Origin of the sequence: Streptomyces sp. NPDC046876 (genome assembly GCF_040645035.1) — a bacterium.
In the GTDB taxonomy this organism is placed as follows: Bacteria; Actinomycetota; Actinomycetes; order Streptomycetales; family Streptomycetaceae; genus Streptomyces.
The window spans coordinates 31520-48935 of the sequence record NZ_JBEYXK010000050.1 but is presented as its reverse complement, the minus strand read 5'-3'; the positions used below and the strand labels follow the sequence as shown (position 1 = coordinate 48935).

At 71.1% G+C, this 17416-nt stretch carries 16 protein-coding genes and 1 tRNA gene; 12 read left to right on the top strand and 5 right to left on the bottom strand.

What is annotated here, in order from left to right:
• Window positions 1-241: 241 nt before the first annotated feature.
• Entirely contained in the window at window positions 242-1462 is a 1221-nt protein-coding gene (locus ABZ924_RS24070; protein ID WP_361913368.1) for an aminotransferase class V-fold PLP-dependent enzyme, read from the top strand.
• Here the strand turns inward: ABZ924_RS24070 and cobF are convergent.
• Window positions 1449-2201: a precorrin-6A synthase (deacetylating) gene (cobF, locus tag ABZ924_RS24065; protein ID WP_361913366.1), complete on the bottom strand. Its 753-nt coding sequence runs from the start codon at window positions 2199-2201 to the stop codon at window positions 1449-1451. The two genes, ABZ924_RS24070 and cobF, sit on opposite strands and share 14 nt — an antisense overlap.
• Before the next feature lie 18 nt (window positions 2202-2219).
• Here cobF and ABZ924_RS24060 point away from each other — a divergent pair, with 18 nt between their 5' ends.
• From ABZ924_RS24060 to ABZ924_RS24045, 4 genes are all read left to right on the top strand, one after another.
• Entirely contained in the window at window positions 2220-2975 is a 756-nt protein-coding gene (locus ABZ924_RS24060) for a (Fe-S)-binding protein (protein ID WP_361913363.1), read from the top strand.
• 119 nt (window positions 2976-3094) lie between these two features.
• Entirely contained in the window at window positions 3095-4543 is a 1449-nt protein-coding gene (locus tag ABZ924_RS24055; RefSeq protein ID WP_361913361.1) for a lactate utilization protein B, read from the top strand.
• On the top strand, window positions 4540-5184 hold the full coding sequence (locus ABZ924_RS24050) for an LUD domain-containing protein (protein WP_361913358.1): 645 nt from the start codon (window positions 4540-4542) through the stop codon (window positions 5182-5184). The genes ABZ924_RS24055 and ABZ924_RS24050 overlap by 4 nt, the downstream gene beginning before the upstream one ends.
• A 4-nt stretch (window positions 5185-5188) precedes the next feature.
• On the top strand, window positions 5189-5590 hold the full coding sequence (locus ABZ924_RS24045) for a VOC family protein (RefSeq protein WP_361913355.1): 402 nt from the start codon (window positions 5189-5191) through the stop codon (window positions 5588-5590).
• A gap of 1 nt (window position 5591) precedes the next feature.
• Here ABZ924_RS24045 and ABZ924_RS24040 read toward each other — a convergent pair whose 3' ends face one another.
• Window positions 5592-6005 (bottom strand): DUF309 domain-containing protein, encoded by a 414-nt coding sequence (locus ABZ924_RS24040; RefSeq protein ID WP_361913352.1) that lies wholly within the window; start codon window positions 6003-6005, stop codon window positions 5592-5594.
• Between the two features lie 211 nt (window positions 6006-6216).
• Here ABZ924_RS24040 and ABZ924_RS24035 point away from each other — a divergent pair.
• Window positions 6217-6290: transfer RNA gene (locus ABZ924_RS24035), tRNA-Pro, on the top strand.
• Between the two features lie 781 nt (window positions 6291-7071).
• On the opposite strand, the gene ABZ924_RS24030 is transcribed toward ABZ924_RS24035, so the two are convergent.
• A complete protein-coding gene (locus ABZ924_RS24030) occupies window positions 7072-10626 on the bottom strand; it encodes a hypothetical protein (RefSeq protein WP_361913349.1) in 3555 nt (1184 codons plus the stop codon).
• Window positions 10627-10915: 289 nt separating this feature from the next.
• On the opposite strand from ABZ924_RS24030, the gene ABZ924_RS24025 reads away from it, so the two are divergent.
• The 4 genes from ABZ924_RS24025 to ABZ924_RS24010 all read left to right on the top strand — a co-directional run bounded on the left by ABZ924_RS24025 (window position 10916) and on the right by ABZ924_RS24010 (window position 13250).
• On the top strand, window positions 10916-11080 hold the full coding sequence (locus tag ABZ924_RS24025; RefSeq protein ID WP_361913346.1) for a hypothetical protein: 165 nt from the start codon (window positions 10916-10918) through the stop codon (window positions 11078-11080).
• 829 nt (window positions 11081-11909) lie between these two features.
• Window positions 11910-12188: a DUF6571 family protein gene (locus ABZ924_RS24020; RefSeq protein ID WP_361913343.1), complete on the top strand. Its 279-nt coding sequence runs from the start codon at window positions 11910-11912 to the stop codon at window positions 12186-12188.
• An 8-nt stretch (window positions 12189-12196) separates the two neighbouring features.
• The gene (locus tag ABZ924_RS24015; protein WP_361913340.1) at window positions 12197-12688 is read left to right on the top strand and encodes a hypothetical protein; all 492 of its coding nucleotides are present in this window, start codon (window positions 12197-12199) and stop codon (window positions 12686-12688) included.
• Window positions 12689-12902: 214 nt separating this feature from the next.
• A complete protein-coding gene (locus ABZ924_RS24010; RefSeq protein WP_361913338.1) occupies window positions 12903-13250 on the top strand; it encodes a hypothetical protein in 348 nt (115 codons plus the stop codon).
• 246 nt (window positions 13251-13496) lie between these two features.
• Here the strand turns inward: ABZ924_RS24010 and ABZ924_RS24005 are convergent, their stop codons facing one another.
• Entirely contained in the window at window positions 13497-14027 is a 531-nt protein-coding gene (locus ABZ924_RS24005; RefSeq protein ID WP_361913335.1) for a DUF6221 family protein, read from the bottom strand.
• Window positions 14028-14185: 158 nt separating this feature from the next.
• Window positions 14186-15418: an MFS transporter gene (locus tag ABZ924_RS24000; RefSeq protein ID WP_361913332.1), complete on the bottom strand. Its 1233-nt coding sequence runs from the start codon at window positions 15416-15418 to the stop codon at window positions 14186-14188.
• Between the two features lie 324 nt (window positions 15419-15742).
• On the opposite strand from ABZ924_RS24000, the gene ABZ924_RS23995 reads away from it, so the two are divergent.
• A complete protein-coding gene (locus ABZ924_RS23995) occupies window positions 15743-15931 on the top strand; it encodes a hypothetical protein (protein WP_361913374.1) in 189 nt (62 codons plus the stop codon).
• Window positions 15928-17388, top strand: a complete 1461-nt coding sequence (locus tag ABZ924_RS23990; RefSeq protein WP_361913329.1) for a condensation domain-containing protein — start codon at window positions 15928-15930, stop codon at window positions 17386-17388. The genes ABZ924_RS23995 and ABZ924_RS23990 overlap by 4 nt, the downstream gene beginning before the upstream one ends.
• Window positions 17389-17416: the final 28 nt, after the last annotated feature.

The following is a 17416-nucleotide window of genomic DNA, read 5'->3' as shown; positions in this document are numbered from 1 at the left end:
CCGGGCTCTGCCCGGACCCGCGCCTCAATCGCCGGCGGGGCTGGAGTTGCCGGAGCTGGGCTTCGAAGCCGCGCGGGGCGGTGGGGCTGGAGTTGCCGGACCCCCGTCACAGGCATCGGGCCATCCGGTGGGGCGACGGGCCAGACCACCCTGGCGGAATTGGCTCTTCACGGCTGCCGCGCGGCGCCCGATCATCCGGGTAAAGGACGACCGCCCCCGCCCTACCCCTCCCGGAGGACCCGTGACCGAGCCGCGCAACCCGATCCGCACGACACCCGCCACCGCGGCCACGGCGGCCACCGTCTTCCCGGGCGGCCCGGCCCTGTTCCGGCTGGACCCCCGCATCGCCCACCTCAACCACGGCTCGTTCGGCGCCGTCCCCGTCCCCGTCCAGGAGGCCCAGGCGGCGCTGCGCGAGGAGCTCCACGCCGACCCCGACGCCTTCTTCATCGGCGCCGCCGACCGCATCGCCGCCGCCCGCGCCCGGGTCGCCGCCCACCTGGCGGCCGGCGGCGCGGCGGACGGCGCGGCACACGCCGCGGCCGACCCCGACGGGCTCGCCTTCGTCTCCAACGCCACCGAGGGCGCCAACCTCGCCCTCGACGCCATCACCTTCGACGACGGCGACGAGATCCTGGTTACCGACCACGGCTACGGCACCGTCACCGCGGCCGCCGCCCGCCGCGCACCCGTCACCACCGTCGGCCTGGACCCGTGCCTCCCGGACGAGGACGCCGTCCGCGAGACCGTGCTGGCCGCACTCACCCCCCGTACGAAGGTCGTCCTGCTCGACCACATCAGCTCGCCCACCGCCCGGCTCATCGCCTCGCCCCGGCTGCTCGCCGAGCTCAAGGCGCGCGGCGTGACCACCGTCGTCGACGGGGCCCACGCCCCCGGCATGCTCGCCGACCCGCTCGCCGGCGGCGCCGACTTCTGGTTCGGGAACCTGCACAAGTGGGGCTACGCCCCTTCCGGCACCGCCGTCCTCGCCGTCGCCCCCGCCCACCGCGGGCGCGTACGGGCCCTGGTCCCCTCCTGGGAGGACGCCCACGGATTCCCCCGCTCCGTCGAGAACCGGGCCACCGCCGACTACACCGGCTGGCTCGCCGCCCCCGAAGGCCTGGACCTGCTCGCCCGGCTCGACGCCGGCAAGGTCCGCGCCCACAACAGCGCGCTCGCCGCCCACGGTGCGGCCCTGCTCGCCGAACTCCCCGGGATCACCCCGCTCCCGTACACCGAGGGCCTGGCCATGCGCTCCCTGCGGCTGCCCCCCGGCTTCGCCGAAACCCCGGACGCCGCCCGCGCCCTGCGCGAGCGGATCGCCGCCGAGCACGGCATCCGGGTGCTCGTCTGGCCCTGGCCGGGCGGCGGCGGCATCCGCGTCTGCGGGCAGCTCTACAACCGCCCCGAAGAGTACGAACGCCTCGCCGCCGTCCTGCCGGCCTACCTCAGGCGCGCCTGAGCAGGTACGTGTCCATGATCCAGCCCTTGCGGGCGCGGGCCTCGGTGCGGAGCTCCTCGATCCGGCCGGCGACCTCCGCCAGCTTCCCCTGGACCAGGATCTCGTCCGGGGTGCCCACGTACGCACCCCAGTAGATGTACAGGTCCTGGTCGAGGTGGGCCGTGAAGGCGTGCCGGGCGTCCAGCATCACCACCACGTCGTCCACGTCGCCCGGCCAGCCCTCGGCCAGGCGCCGGCCGGTGGTGATCTGGACCGGCCGCCCCACCCGGTTGAGGGTGGTGCGGTGCCGGGCCAGCAGCGAGGAGATGCTGCTGATGCCGGGCACGACCTCGTGCTCGAACGCCACCCGGCCCCGCTCCAGCACCTCGTCGAGGATCGCGAGGGTGGAGTCGTACAGGGAGGGGTCGCCCCAGACCAGGAACGCGCCCGTCTCGCCGTCCGCCAGGTCCTCGGCGATGAACCGCTCGAAAATCTCGGCCCGCGCGCTGCGCCAGCCGTCCACCGTGGGCGCGTACCGCTCCGGGGTGCGGTCCCGGTCCGGGTCGCGGCCCTCCACGAGCCGGTGGCCGGGGCGGGCATGCGCATCGAGCATCGTGCGCCGCAGTCCGGTCAGGTCCGCCTTCTCCTCGCCCTTCTCCAGGATGAGGAACGCGTCCGCCGCGCCGATCGCCTTGACCGCCTGGAGGGTCAGGTGGTCCGGGTCGCCCGCGCCTATGCCGATCACTGAGAACTTCTTCACCCGGCTATTCTGCCCGTCATGCGCGCCGCCCTGTTCGTCACCTGCGTCAACGACGCGCTGTACCCCCGGACCGGCATCGCCGTCGTACGCCTGCTGGAGCGGCTCGGGGTCGAGGTGGACTTCCCGGCGGCCCAGAGCTGCTGCGGTCAGCCCCAGTACAACACCGGCTACCGCCGCGAGAGCGAACCGCTGCTGCGGCGCACCGCCGAGGCCTTCGCCGGCCACCGGTACGTGGTCACCCCGTCGGGCTCCTGCGCGGCGATGCTCCGCGCCCACTACCCGCGCATCGGCGCCCTGGCACAGCGGGAGGGCCGGGGCTCCGAGTTGGCTGAGCTGGCAGTGGACCTGGCCCCGCGGGTGCACGAGCTGACGGAGTTCCTGGTCGACGTCCTCGGGGTGACGGACGTCGGCGCGTACTTCCCGCACACCGTCACCTACCACCCGTCCTGCCACGGCCTGCGCCAGCTCGGGCTCGGGGACCGGCCGCGCCGGCTGCTCGCCGCCGTGAAGGGCCTGGAGCTGGTCGAGCTGCCGGGCGCCGGGGAATGCTGCGGCTTCGGCGGCACCTTCGCCGTGAAGAACCCGGACGTGTCCGCCGCGATGGGCACCGACAAGACGGCCGCCGCGGCGGCCACGGGAGCGGAGGTGCTGTGCGGAGCCGACAACTCCTGCCTGGCCCACCTCGACGGCATCCTGCGCCGCAGCGGCACGCCGCTGCGGACGCTGCACCTCGCCGAGATCCTGGCCTCGACGGAGGAGGAACCGTACGCATGACGGACAGCACGGACAGCACGGACAGGGCGGACGGGGCGGACAGGGCGGACGGAACCGGAACCGGAACCGGAATCGGAATCGGAACGGGGACGGGGACGGGGACGGGGACGTTCGTCGGTATGCCGGCTTTCCCCGCCGCCGCGCGGGAGGCGGTCCACAACGAGGTCCTGCGCGCCAACCTGCGGCACGCCACGCACACGATCCGGGACAAACGGGCCCGCGCCGTCGCCGAACTCGAGGACTGGGACCGGCTGCGCGCCGCCGGAAAGGCCGTCAAGGACCACACCCTGCGCCATCTCGACCGCTACCTGCTCCAGCTGGAGGAGGCGGTGACCGCCGCCGGCGGCACCGTCCACTGGGCGGCCGACGCCGCCGAGGCCAACCGGATCGTCACCGGCTTGGTCCTGGCCACCGGCGAGCGGGAGGTCGTCAAGGTCAAGTCGATGGCCACCCAGGAGATCGGCCTCAACGAGGCGCTGGAGGCCGCCGGGATCGCCGCGTACGAGACCGACCTCGCCGAGCTCATCGTGCAGCTCGGCCACGACCGCCCCTCCCACATCCTGGTCCCGGCCATCCACCTCAACCGCGGCGAGATCCGGGACGTCTTCGTGCGGGAGATGGGCCGCTGGGGCCGCCCCGCCCCCGACGGGCTCGGCGACGACCCGCGCGAGCTGGCCGAGGCCGCGCGCCGCCACCTGCGCGAGAAGTTCCTGCGTGCCAAGGTCGCCGTCTCCGGCGCGAACTTCATGGTCGCCGAGACCGGAACCCTGGTCGTCTTCGAGTCCGAGGGCAACGGCCGGATGTGCCTGACCCTCCCCGACACCCTCATCTCGGTCGTCGGGATCGAGAAGGTCGTCCCGACCTTCCGCGACCTGGAGATCTTCCTCCAGACGCTGCCGCGCTCCTCCACCGCCGAGCGGATGAACCCGTACACCACGATGTGGACCGCCGCCGCGGACGGCGACGGCCCCTCCGCCTTCCACCTCGTCCTCCTCGACAACGGCCGCACCGACACCCTCGCCGACGAGGTGGGCCGCCAGGCGCTGCGCTGCATCCGCTGCTCCGCCTGCCTGAACGTCTGCCCCGTCTACGAGCGCGCCGGCGGACACGCCTACGGCTCCGTCTACCCCGGCCCGATCGGCGCCGTCCTCAGCCCCCAACTGCGCGGCACCGCCAGTCCCGTGGACGCCTCGCTGCCGTACGCCTCCACCCTGTGCGGCGCCTGCTACGAGGTGTGCCCCGTCGCCATCGACATCCCCGAGATCCTGGTCCACCTGCGCGAACGGGTCGCCCAGGGCGGGCCGGTGACCCGCGAGGGCCTGCGTACGGTGATCCGGCCCGCCCGCGGCCACGCCGCCGAGCGGGCCGCGATGCGCGCCGCCCGGCTGCTGCTGGACCGCCCGGGCGCGCTGCGGGCGGGGGAGCGGCTCCTGGCCCGGGCCCGCAGGCTCCGGCCGCGTCGGCTGCCGGGGCCGGGGCGTGCCTGGACCGACAGCCGCGAGCTGCCCGAACTCCCGGAGCAGCCGTTCCGCGACTGGTGGGCCCGCGAGCGGGGAGGCCGCGCATGAGCAGCAAGGACGTCATCCTGGCCCGCATCCGCCGGGCCCTGGCCACCCCGGGGGCCGGGGCGGACGCGAACCCGGCCGTCCCGCGGGACTACCTCCGCGTGCACGGCGAGCGCACTCCCGCCGAGGCCGCGGACCTGCTCGCCGCCAACCTCACGGAGTACCGGGCGAAGGTCCACCGCACCGACGAGGAGGGCCTGCCGCTGCTGCTGATGCGGCTGCTCGCGCAGCGGGGGTCGGATACGGTCCTCGTACCGCCGGCGCTGCCCCCGCACTGGCTCGCGGCCGCCGACGCGACCCGCATCCACGACAGGGCGGTGTCCACCCCGTACGAACTCGACGCCGTGGACAGCGTGGTCACCGGCTGCGCCCTCGCCATCGCCGAGACGGGAACCATCGTCCTGGACGGCGGCCCCGACCAGGGCCGGCGGCGGATCACCCTGATCCCGGACCACCACATCTGCGTGGTCCGCGTCCCCGCCCAGGTAGTGGACTCCGTCCCGCAGGCCCTCGAACGGCTGGACCCGAGCCGCCCGCTGACCTGGATCTCCGGCCCGTCCGCCACCAGCGACATCGAACTGGACCGGGTGGAGGGCGTCCACGGTCCCCGCACCCTGGAGGTCGTCCTCCTCGGCGCACAATAGCGGCATGCCATCCCACATCGCCCTGACCGCCCTCGTCGTCCACGACTACGACGAGGCCGTCGACTTCTACACCCGCGCCCTCGGCTTCACCCTCGTCGAGGACACCCCGCGCCCGGACGGCTCCCGCTGGGTCGTCGTGCGCCCGCGCGGGGCCACCGAGTCCGCGCTGCTGCTGGCCCGCGCCAAGAACGACACCCAGCGCGCCCGGGTCGGCGACCAGACGGGCGGACGCGTCGGCTTCTTCCTCCACACGGACGACTTCGCCCGCGACCACGCCAGGATGACCGCCGAGGGCGTCCGCTTCCTGGAGGAGCCGCGGCACGAGCCGTACGGCTCGGTCGCCGTCTTCGAGGACCTCTACGGCAACCGCTGGGACCTGCTCCAGCCCGCCCCGGACGCCGGCTGACCTACTCCTCCTCCCCGGCGGGCGGTCGTACGCCGGGGAGGAGCCGGGGCGCCTCGTCGGCCGCGTCGACCTCCCGTCCGCCCTCCACCCGCACCGCCAGTTCCCGCGCCCAGCGCACCAGCCCCGGCACGTCGATCCCGTACGCGGCACCTTCCGCGCCCGACCCGTCCAACCCATCGGCCCCGCGCCGCAGCAGCCGCGCCCCGCCGACCGCGTTCCCGCGTGCGGCGTGCGTCAGCCCGACCGCCAGCTGCGCGAGCCCCCGCCAGAGCGGGGCCGCCTCCTCGGGCCCCGACTTCCAGGCGTCCTCGAACACCTCGTGCGCGTGGAACGGCATCCCGGCGTCCAGCAGCCGCTGCGCCTCCGCCACCGTCTCCGCCGGTGTCCGCACCAGCCCCTCGGGCTGACGCGCCACCCCCGGCTCCCCGTAAGGCAGCGGCCGCCCCAACCCGTCCCGCGGCCGCGCACTGCGCGCCCGCCCCTCGGCATCCCGATCCCGTCCGCTCACCCCGCCATCCTGCCCCGCCCCGGATACCCGTGCATGCGCACCCCTCAACGTGCGGTAATGTTCTGCATGTGCCGCCGGGACGGGAAGCCCCCAAACGGGCAGAACGCCGGAAGCACAACGGGACGTGGCGCAGCTTGGTAGCGCACTTGACTGGGGGTCAAGGGGTCGCAGGTTCAAATCCTGTCGTCCCGACTTGCGAATACGCAGGTCAGAGGCCGTATCGGAAGCATCCGATACGGCCTCAAGATCGTTTTGGGGACCAGTTGGGGACCTGACCCTCTTGGATGCGCTTGTGGCGCACCTTGACCGGGTCAAGGTGCGCCACAAGCGCATCGGCGCCGCAGCTGATTGACGCCGACGTGATCGGGCGCGACGACTTCCGACGGACACTCGAACGCATCCGACTCGAGGTCGCCCGGCTAACCCCACTGTGGACTTCCGTGGAGTAGCCCTGCGGCATTCGTCGTCGGCGTCACGCGGATGCCCTTCCGGCAAGCTTTCCTCCGGTCTGCTGGCCCATTCCCAAGGTGTCATCTTGGGGTGCAGACATCCGTGCCGCCCGCCCACCGGGATTTGGGCAGGGCCTTGTCGTTCATGTGCTCTTGGAGCGACACGGCCGTCTCCGCGTGGAACGGAGGAAGGCCCGTTGCCGCCAACGCTGTGGAACTCGGCAGGGTGGAGCGCGGCCTCGGGGCGGTCAAACGATGCTGTTCAGCTGGCCAGCGGAGCCAGCCGTTCAAGCAGCTCGTCACGTGATTCTGTTCTATCTGCTCCAGCTCACGGAGCGCATCGCTGCGGACGGTGGCCCTGGTCGGTGGGAGCAGGTGGTGGAGGAACTCGGGAAACCTCGCTTCCAGGCCGAGCTTGCGCTCGGAGATCTGGAGCGAGGCTGACATCGAGGCCAGCCAGGAAATCCGCTATCCGCAGGGGCTCGTCGGCCGTGAGCACGGTTGGCGCCTCGACGTAGTGCCTCTTAGCCCGGGCCCGTCCCGCCGCCCCTGGCGGGACCACGCCAGATTTCCCGGATCGTCTCGAGCGAGCCCAGCAGTCCGGCGTCCCGCACCACGGGCCGCAGGACGTCGGCGTCGCTCGCGCGCATCCGGAGCACGTCGGCCGGCCGCAGAGTCAGCAGGAGTGGCTCGGCATGCGCGCCAAGCCACTCCTGCTGTCCCAGTTCATGAGCCAGCCGCAGAAGTCCGATGACTAGCCCCGGGTCCCGCGTGTCCGCGGGCAGCTCCTCGAGCAGCCTGCGCCCCCGCTCCAATGCCGCGCTCCCCGGGCCCCACACCCCCTCCGCCCAGATCTGGGTGCTCCCCGCCTCCCTCAACATCTGCTGCAGGCGTTCCTGCGGTCCGCGGGACAGCGCCGCGTAACGGCGAAGGTGGCCGACCAGGGCCTTGAACTCCGCTTTCTCCTGCTCCGGATCCACCCGTTCCAACCCGCGGATCACGTACGCCTCAAGCACGGGCCAAAGTGCTCCCCATAGGGTCCCGTCGCTTGCGGCACCCGGTCGGATCACCTCAACGAGGAGAGACTGGACGATCTCCTCCGGCAGCCAAGCGGCGTCATGGACGAGGTGGCGTACGAGGAAATCCGTGACGGGCGGGCGCTCCGGCTCGGGCAGGTGTCGCAGCACATTCAGGACATCGGCATAGTGTGCGGCGAGAGGTTGATGCGCGTCCCGGCACAACAAGCCCAAGAGGGCGTGCGCCCCCGATACGGCCCGCTGCTCCTGGTCGACGCGGTACGTGCGAAGGGTGTTTGGCAAGCTCCGCAATAGAGGTGCCAGAGCGTGGAGTACGTGCTGCACGTCCGTGTCGCATAGGAGGGACAGCCGCCTGGTCAGATCGGCGGCGTCCACCCCTCGTGCGTCGTGGTAGGTGGCCGGCCCCAGCACACTGCGGCGTAGGATCCAGGACACGTCGCCCGCGAGTTCGGTGGTCCCCTGAAGGGAGATCTGTAGGTCGCCCGTGCGTGTGCCGTCGGCTGGGGTGGCGGCTCTCTCCACAGACACCGAACGGGCGAAGGCTTCCCAGGACGCCTCACCGAACTGGGAGCGCCAGAACTGTGCGCATCGCCACCACCGCTCGACGGGATCCGCGACCGCCAGGAAGTCCGCGGCCCGGACGCCGTCTTCGACGACAAGGGCGAGCAGGAGGAGGTTCGCCTCGTAGACCGCGTCCTGTTCGGTGCGCCTCCGAGGGGCTGGACGGTACGTGACGTCGGACAGCCCGTCACTGGCGCGGTCGTCCGTGTGGAACAGGGTCCGCAGGAGCCCCGGCAGGCCGCGGTGCCAGCGTGGTCCAGATGGTCCCGCCAGTTCCCGGAGGGTGTCGAGGACTTGGGTGCGGTCGCTGAGCGGGACGAACGACAATAGGGCTCGGAGCACCGCGTCGTCGCCCCCCGCCGCCGCGCCCCGCTCAGCTCCGGCGCGCATCCGTCCCAGCTCGTCGCAAACCAGCCGGGCGACCAGGTACTCACCGAACGTCGCATGCAGGAACTCGTACGAGCGCAGGCGTTCCTCCGCGACCACCGCCTGCGCCTCGTGTACGAAGAAGAACCGGCCGAAGAGCAGAGCGGAGCCGGCTTCGCCGAGCAGACCGCCGAGATCGTGATCCGCTTCGCCCGCCGTAAGGCTTTGGCTGCGGCGGTTGAACATCCCGATAGCGATCGCGCCCAGTCGCCCGAGCTCCTTCTCGACCGCTTCGGCTTCGGCAGAAGGTGGCAGCGGGTCGTCGTGTTTGACGACCTGGCGTCGGACGAACTCCACCAGGAGCCGCTCGTATAGATCGACGCGGCGGATGTCCCGGCCGCCCAGGCGACGGAGCGAATTCCCGGTCGCGTCGTACAGTGCGAGCATGAGTAAGAGTAGGGAATGGCGCGCCAGATCCCGGTACGGGCGCACCACGTCCCAGGAGAGCGGTTCGACGTTGTGTGCGGCGAAGTAACGCCGGTTCGTTGCCTGCCAGACCTCCAGCCAGCAAACGATGCGCGCGTCGTCGAAGGGCTCAAGGCGGAGGACCGTAGCGGCCGTGGGGGTCAGTACCTGGTCGGCGACCACGGTTCGGCTCGTCACGATGAAGATGACCGGTCGGCCCAGTTCGTATTCGTGCTGCTGGAGTTGCTCGATACTCCTCAGGTACCGCCACTGCCTGCTCATGTCGAGCCGGCCCGCGCCTGCCTGTAGCAGCTCGTCCAGCCCGTCCAGCAGGACGACTCGGACGGCCTCACCGGAGGGCAGCGCGTCCGGCCAAGTCGCCCGGCACCCGGACGATCTGAACAGGGCCCACTCGAGTTGTCCTTGGACGTCGAGTTCGGCAGGAACGTGCCGGAGCTCGACGTGCAGGCACGAGAACTCAGATTGCGGTAATCGGGCCGCGATGAGCTTCATGAGCAGTGACTTCCCCGAGCCCGGGTGGCCGAGCACCAGCAGGGGCGCCTGGGTGGCCTGGTGGCTGAGGAGGTGTGCGGCAAGGAATCCCGCGATGTCCTCTCTGAGGGGTCGGCCCTCCCACCAGGTGTCGGCGGACAGCCGCCAGTCGGCCGGGGGGCCGGCCACGCGGAAGGCCGGGTTTACGTAGCCGGCTGCCAGGGAGGGAATCACCGGCCCCGCCCCGTCAGCAGCGGCGATCGGCGCACGAAGCAGTTCTCGTTGCCGCGCGGTGGCCGGGTCGGCGTGTGCGAACTCCTTGAGGTGCACGCCCAGTCCGATGAGGCCGACCCGGTCCGCGGTCGCCTGCTGCCTCTCCGCCTCTTCGTCAGGGTCGTACGTCTCCGAGGTGAGGCGCAACTCAGGGGAGTCCCAGGTGACCGCGGCGTGCAGGGCCTCGTAGCGGCGCAGGGACAGGTGTGCGAGTTCGTCAGGTGACGATCCGCTGTAGCCGCCGAGTGCCATGAGGTCGGCGGATGCCGCGTAGGCGGTTGCGATCTCGGCACGGAGCTCGGACGGGGATCGGACACGGGTGGATCCGAGCGCCACCCGGCCGAGCTCTTCGAGCACCTGGGCCTGGAGGTCTACCTGCACCGTCGCCTCAGCCTCGCGTACGGCCCCGAGCCGCCCGACCGCGTCGCAGAATGCGCCTACGAGGAGGACCACGTCCGCCGCACACAGTAGCGCTGTCCTCGCGGTGCCACTGCAAGCACGGACCCGGGCGCCGAAGCTCTTGAAGAGTCTGGGTAGCTCGCTGGGCCCTGCACCGACCAGCCTGAGCGGTTCGAGGATCTCCGCGTCTATGCCCTTGAAACCGTCCTGATGCCCCACCAAGACCTTGACGGCTGATTCGAAGTCGAACGGGACGGCCTCCGGCAGCTCGATGGGTAACCGCTCCTGGGCATGCCTAGGCCGTCGGCGTCGCTGGCCCTCCGCCGTTTCCTCCAGTTCGGCGAGGCGTGCGCGCCACCACGCCGGGTCCAGGACGAGGCCGGGCGGGGGGTGGGTGCCTACCCGGTTGCGGCAGTGGTTCACGATAGGCAGGATCTCGTCCAGTTGGGGGGCCCTCGCGCGCTGGCCGTTCAGGAGCATGGACACGGCTGAGTCGCTCCGGTTCAGCACCCGGGCGAGCTCCGTCTGTGACACACCGCAGCCGCGCACGGTGCGGCGGAGCGTGGCGCAGAAGTCCGCCACGGCGCCCGTTGCATCCCCCATGCGGCACCCCCCGTTTCCGCTGCCTTTGGGAAAACCTTCGCCAGCGTATGACGTGACCTGCACTGATGCCACCGTCTTCGGCTTTTTTCAGCGATCGGTCCCATGGGAGCGCGGTGGTCGCAGACTCGGACCCCGGCCGCACTTGGCGGCCGTCCGAGAGGAAGGAACCTGCGTGCGCTGGCTGACCTCACACGCGATCGTGCTGCTTGCCCTGATGTTCATGGCGCTGTTCACCGGCGTGGTCCTCCCGGCAGTGTGGTCCTCGCGCCCGGCTCGCCGCCGTGCTGCGGCGGCCGTGCTGAGCCAGATCCTGATCACGGTGCGGCGGCGCCGTTGACGTGACGGACCTTCAGTGGTGGGCCGGGCGCCTAGCACTGAGATGCGCGTCCCCACGGTTTCGTGCGTGCGGGGCCCTCAAGGCCGGAGTGGTCGCGTACCTGTGCTGTGGCTGGTTTGCCGTAGCAGCCGCCAGTGGGGTAGCGGCGGTCCCTAACGCCCGGCTGCGTCGCGAGGGACGCCGAGTGCAATACGTCGGATGCTGGCGTGGGGGTGGGGCCAGGAGGTCGAGGGCTTGCAGGAGTGCGGGATGGAGCGGGGTGTCGCTTGCGCTGTGCGCTGCGGTCTCGGCCGCGGTGCGACGAATGGTGTAAGGCGGGGTCCTTCGCGAGGTTCCGGATGGTGTCACCGTGATGGTCGGCACGGCGCACAGCGAGGATGGCGCCCGCTTGCTGTGCGCGTCTGTCGGTGGGCGCGGCCAGGAGGCCGGGATCGATCGTGTGTGTTGCTGATGCAGGAAACCGGGTCAGAGTGATGGCCGCGTCGTAGATGTCCGAACGGGTGTCGCTGCATAGCAGGGTTACTGCCCGGTCTCCTCAGCTACAACGGTCGCGAGGACCAGGAGGCGGTGCTGCTGCTCGCCGGCAGCCTGGAGCACGGCGGCCGCGACGGCTCGGTCTCCGCGACCGACGCCCGCCTCTACAGGCCCTGTCGGGCACCCTCGCGACCGCCACCCAGCCCGACTCGCCGAACGGATCCCCGGGCGGGACGACGTCGGCCTGGACCGACCGACTCATCGGCCTGGCCCCCGCGACGGCAACGGCCTGCCGAACCAGCACCCCGGGCAGCTGAAGGGCGGAGCGGCCGGCCTGAGCGCGCTCGCCGACCTGATGGCCGCCGACGCCGGAGACAAGCCGTACGACCCGAAGGACCCCAAGGACGACCCGTTCTGCAAGGGCAAGGACGACCCGGTCTACAGCGAGGCGTTCCCCAGCGAGGTCGGCGACAGCATCCGCGAGTGGGAGACGAACGACAAGGATGCATACGACGGCATCATGAAGAACTGGCAGGGGACGCAGGAAGACCCGATGAAGGGCCTCCTCAACGCGATGAGCCGCAACCCTTCCGCCGCCACTCACTACTTCGACCCCCACACCACGGACAACTGAAGTACTTCATGGAGGACGGTGACTGGCCGGGCGCCGAGGAGGATCCGGAGCTGCGGGCGTGGATCAAGCAGTTCTCGGCCGTCCTCGGCCACATCGACGGAGTGCGCGGCGACGCCATCTACGACCTCGGCCAGGCGCAGAAGGACGCCAACAGCTGGAACGAGATGATGAACTTCCACGGCATCGGAGCCCCGCTGACAGCCATCCCGGTCGCCGGCGACGCCATCCAGCGGTCGGTCGACGTCGCCACGGCCGAGTACATGAACGGCCTGAACGCCAAGGTCGACGCCGAGACCCGCAACAACATGATCAACCACTACGACAACGGCGAGCGTGAAATGTACGCCGTGCTGCGCCAGACGGCCAAGGAGCGCGGTCCCAGCCCCTCGGAGCTGGACGCGAGCCCCGGCGAGTACGAGGACGGTCTCCGGCCAACCGCGCAGCAGTGGTACCAGAACGGGATCAAGGACGCCGACAGGAAGATGGGTGAGCGCTACTGATGAACAAGAGGTGGCTGCCGCTGACCACCGTCCTGGGCGTCGCCACGGTCGGCGTTCTCGTGGCGACCTTCTGGCCTGATCACGAGGAATCGCGACCTCCGGAGACCCTGTGCTTCGGGTCGCTCAGTCGGCCGACGGCAGAACTGATCGACGACGGCCAGGGGGTGTCGTCAGCGCAAGCGAGTGGGAGCGGAAGGGCTCGGGCGACCATTCCGTGTTCAAGTCGTGCAACGTAGAGCGCGACACCGAGGACAGCTCCTCACCTCGCGGTGTCTACGGACTGACCGTCCAAGACACCAAGAGCGCCCTCGGACTGCCGAAGGGCGCGATGCCCCTCGACTCCGGATTCACCGGCTGGGCGCTGCCCGACAGGGCCGAGGCCAAGCTGCCGGCCGGGTGCGCCTCCCGCATGGGCTCGACCGCTCCGTATATCACCGTGACACTCAGCGCGCCCTCGCAAGCCGAGAAGAAGGGCATCATGGATCGGGACACGGCGATCCACCACAGCGCCACGGTGATCCGCGAGGTGGCCATGAACCTGGCGCGGAAGACGGGCTGCTGAGGCAAGGACGGGATGCCCCGCCGCATGCCGAAGGCCCGAGGGCGGGGCATCCCACGTGGCCGTGCCCACGCTGCGGTGAGCAGTCGGTAGTGCCCGACGTTCGCAGCGCAGCAGCGCCGGACCAGCCCCTCACCTTCTGCTTCAACTGCGGTGTCGACGCGCAGCGCGCGGCCTCCGCAAGGCGGCTTTCTGCCCGTAGCGCACTTGGCCGACTGCACGGTCCACGTGACTTGGGGGGCGCGGGGACTACGGCTGTTGGCGCAGAGTCCATGAGACGTCGTAGTCCACGTGATCGCGGTAGGCCATCACCAGCGCCTGTACCGCCTGACGGAGGGCGTCGCGTGCGGGGCCGAGTGCGGCTTGTTCGTATTGATCCAGCACCATACGGCGGGCTTCGATGTTCGCCACGGCTGACATCGGCCCCCAGGTGGCGATCTGATCGGCAACAACCCGCAGCGGACAGGCGACAACCAGCTCGTCGTGGTCGTCGACGACCCTCTGGCTGCGAGCCGGCCAATGCCGCCAGTGGGTGATACCCGCGGCTCCGGCAGTGGCCTCTTCCTCGTCAAGGCGAGCAAGAAGGAACGCGACCATCGGCTCGTGGTCACGTTCATCGGGGTTGGCCGAGAATCTGCGGGGGCCAAGGGCCGGGTCATCGTCGGGGCAATAGGTAAGCCAGCCGTTTTCGCCACGGACCAGAATGCCGCCACCAGGCGGTACGTAGGTCGCGCACAACTCGGCGGCGCACAGAGCGCCGTACCTATTGCTGGCTGCCATCCCGTCACCCTCCCCGAGTAATCCGGTGCGCCGTCACAGTAGCTGGTTCTCCTGGCCCCGCATCCTTCGAGGAAGGAGAGGGGAACGGATGCTCTGGAACGCGGGCGGAGGTCCTCACCACTACGACCCGGTCGGATGCCGATCCGCCGGCTGCGAGGTCAGGAGTTGCCGCCGCCGCGGTTCAGCGATGCGGGGGCGGGGGCGGGTGCACCGGCCGGGTTCGGTTCCGGGGCCGACCCGGCGGGCAGGCCGGACGGGATCCGGCTCGCCGCGACGGTGATGAACAGCGCGACGCCGATGGCCGTGGCGATACCCGTACGCAGCGAGCCGGCCTCCGCGACGAAGCCGATGAGCACCGGGCCGACGAGCAGGCCCGCGTAACCGATCGCCGAAACCTGGGCGATGGCGGCGTCGGAGCGGCCGGGGACGACCGCTCCGGCCAGCGACATGCACAGGGGTACCACGATGCAGACGGCCAGGCCGGTCAGCCCGAACCCGGCGATCGCCCAGGCCGCGGAAGGCGCCACGACCACGAGGAGCACGCCCAGGGCCGTCGTGGTGCCGGCCGCCGCGAGGAGCGGGCGGGTGCCGAACCGCAGGCGCAGCCGGTCACCGAAGAGCCGCCCCGTGAACGTGGCCACCTCGTACAGGGGGTAGGCGAGGGCGGCGACCGCCTCCGTCGTGTGCAGCTCACGGGTCAGGAGCAGGCCGCTCCAGTCCGCCACCAGTCCTTCGAGGAGGAGGGCCATGAAGGCGACGGCGCCGATCAGGTAGATGATGCCGGGCAGGTTGCGGCGCTCTTCGGTCTCCTCCTCCTCGGCCGGCTCGTCGAGGTACGCCCAGCCCACCGCCAGGGCCGCCGGCAGGGCGACGGCCGCGACGCCCAGCACCGAGGCGGTGTACGGCACGTCCAGCGCGGCCAGCAGCACGGCGAGGAGGCCGCCCGCCACCGCGCCGGCGCTCCACCCGGCGTGGAAGCCGTTCATCAGCGGCCGCCCGGACCGCCGTTCGACCAGGCTGCCCTGCGCGTTCATCATCGCCTCGGCCACACCGGACGTCACGCCGAACCCCGCGGCGGCGGCGAGCAGCAGCGGGAACGAGGGGCTCAGGGCGATCAGCCCGACGGACACCGTGACCAGCGGTGTGCCGATCCTCAGCAGCACCCGGTTCCCCAGTGCCGCGACGATCCAGCGCATGCACTGCATGGTCAGCGTCGCCGCGACGCCCCAGGACAGGATGACCAGCCCCACATCGCCCGTGTCGAGGCCCAACTTGGCTGCCAGTCCCGGGAGTCTGGCGGCCAGGATGCCGTTCACCACGCCGACCAGGGCGAAGGTGCCGACGACACCTCGGTGGGCGCGCCGCAGGGTGCTTGCCGGGGAACTCTGCATGCTCCGTCTTCCTGTGTGCTCATACGGCCAACTGCCAAGCACGTCAAGGCTGCACGGCAGGATTTCTTCTTGATCGGAAGTGTGCCGGAAGGCTTGCGCTGATTACTAGATCATCTCGTAGGATCTTCGCACCGGACATCGAGGGGAGTGGGACAGGTACGGCTGCCACCAGCAGCCCATGACACCTTGCACCCCCATTCACGCCCCATTGATCCGGATCCCCCCACGCGTCCCGGCATCCCCGCATGCCCCCGCGCATCCCCGTGATCCAGCCGACACCGCGGCGCCCGTACGAGGGCCGCCGCGTGAGTGAAGGACGAAGGATTGATCTCCCGACTGCACGACCCCGCCTCGCCGGGCTTCGACAGCGACAACCACTCAGGAATCCACCCGGACGTCCTGGCCGCCCTCGTCACCGCCAACGAGGGCCACCAGGCGTCCTACGGAGAAGACGCCTCCACCGAACGGCTCCAGCACGTCTTCCGCGACGACACGGGAACGGTGACGAGGTGAGCACACCCGTGAACGCCGACCGCGACCGCGATCGCGACCGTGACCGCAGCGGACAGCCCCTCCCCGCGCGGGTCCGCCGCGCGCCCTTCAAGGGCGAGCGTGCCGTCGAAGCCGGGCTGAACTGGAGCCAGCAGGAGATCTGGGCGCTGATCGAGAACTCCGCGCCCCGCGACCACGTCTACAACGTGGTCGAGTCGTTCCGCGTACCGCCCGCCGTCCGCCCCACCGAGGACGAGTGCCTCGACGCGCTCTCGTTCTTCCTCTCGCGCCACGAGGCGCTGCGCTCGGTCTTCCCACGGAAGCCCGACGGCCGCGTCATACAACGCGTCCTGGCCGAGGGCGAGTTGCCCGTCGAGTTCGTGGACACGCCGACGGCCGAGGGCGAGGAGATCGCCGCCCTCGAGGGGTTCTTCGCCACCAGGCGGTTCTCCTTCGCAGACGAACTGCCGCTGCGCCTGGTGCTCCTGGTCACCGAGGGCCGGGTGTGGGGCGGGGTGTACGTCTTCTCGCACATGGCGGTCGACTGGTACGCCCTCCAGTACCTGGCCGAGGAGGTCGCCGCGTACTTCCGAGGCGGCCGTACGCTGCCTCCGCTGCCGCCCGGCACGATGACCTCGGTGGGCCTGACCCAGTGGCAGGAGTCGCCCGACGGCATCCGCAGGCGCGACCGCACCCTGGCCCACGTGGCCTCGCTCTACCGCGACCGGCCGCCCCTCGGGCTGCCTCCCGCGGTCGCGGACCTCCCCGACGAGTCGGCCTACCGGCAGGCGGCCCTCCGCTCGCGGGCCGCCCAACACGCCGCCGCCCGCATCGCGGAGGACACCGGCCTGAGCATCGCGGGGGTCATCGTCGGCGCGGCGGCCCTGCTGCTGCGCGACCTGACCGGAAGCGACCGCATCGACCTCCACCTCACGAGCTCGCAGCGCTTCGGCCGGGACAGCCGCACCACCGTCGCCACGATGATGCAGGAGAGCTACTTCTCGGTGGACCTCACGGGCGCCGACCTGCTCCAGGCGGTCAAACGGTCCTGGCTGTCCGCCATCACCGCCTTCCAGAAGTCCGGGTGCGACGCCTACAGCATGAACCGGCTCCTCGCCGAACTGGGCGGCGGCCCGGAGGCACCGCTGAGCTTCTCCTACTGCATCAACGACCGGCGCACCCTGCCCGCGGACGCAGCCGTACGACGGGACGCCCCAGCCGCCGACCTGCTGCCCGACACCGTCCTCACCTGGCTCCCGGTCACCGAGCAGGAGCCCTTCTACCTCATCGTCGACGACGGAGAGGAACACGGAGGGGAAGACGGAGGGGAAGACGCAGGCGAAGCCGGCGAGCACGGCCGCGCCTACCTCGAGTTCTCCCTGACCTGCGACATCCGGCACGTCACCGAGGACCGCATGGAGTCCTTCCTGCGCGAACTGGAGCGCTCGCTCGTCGCGCTGGCCGACTCCGCCGCATGACCGAGGCCGCCACCCGGGCGGCCGAACC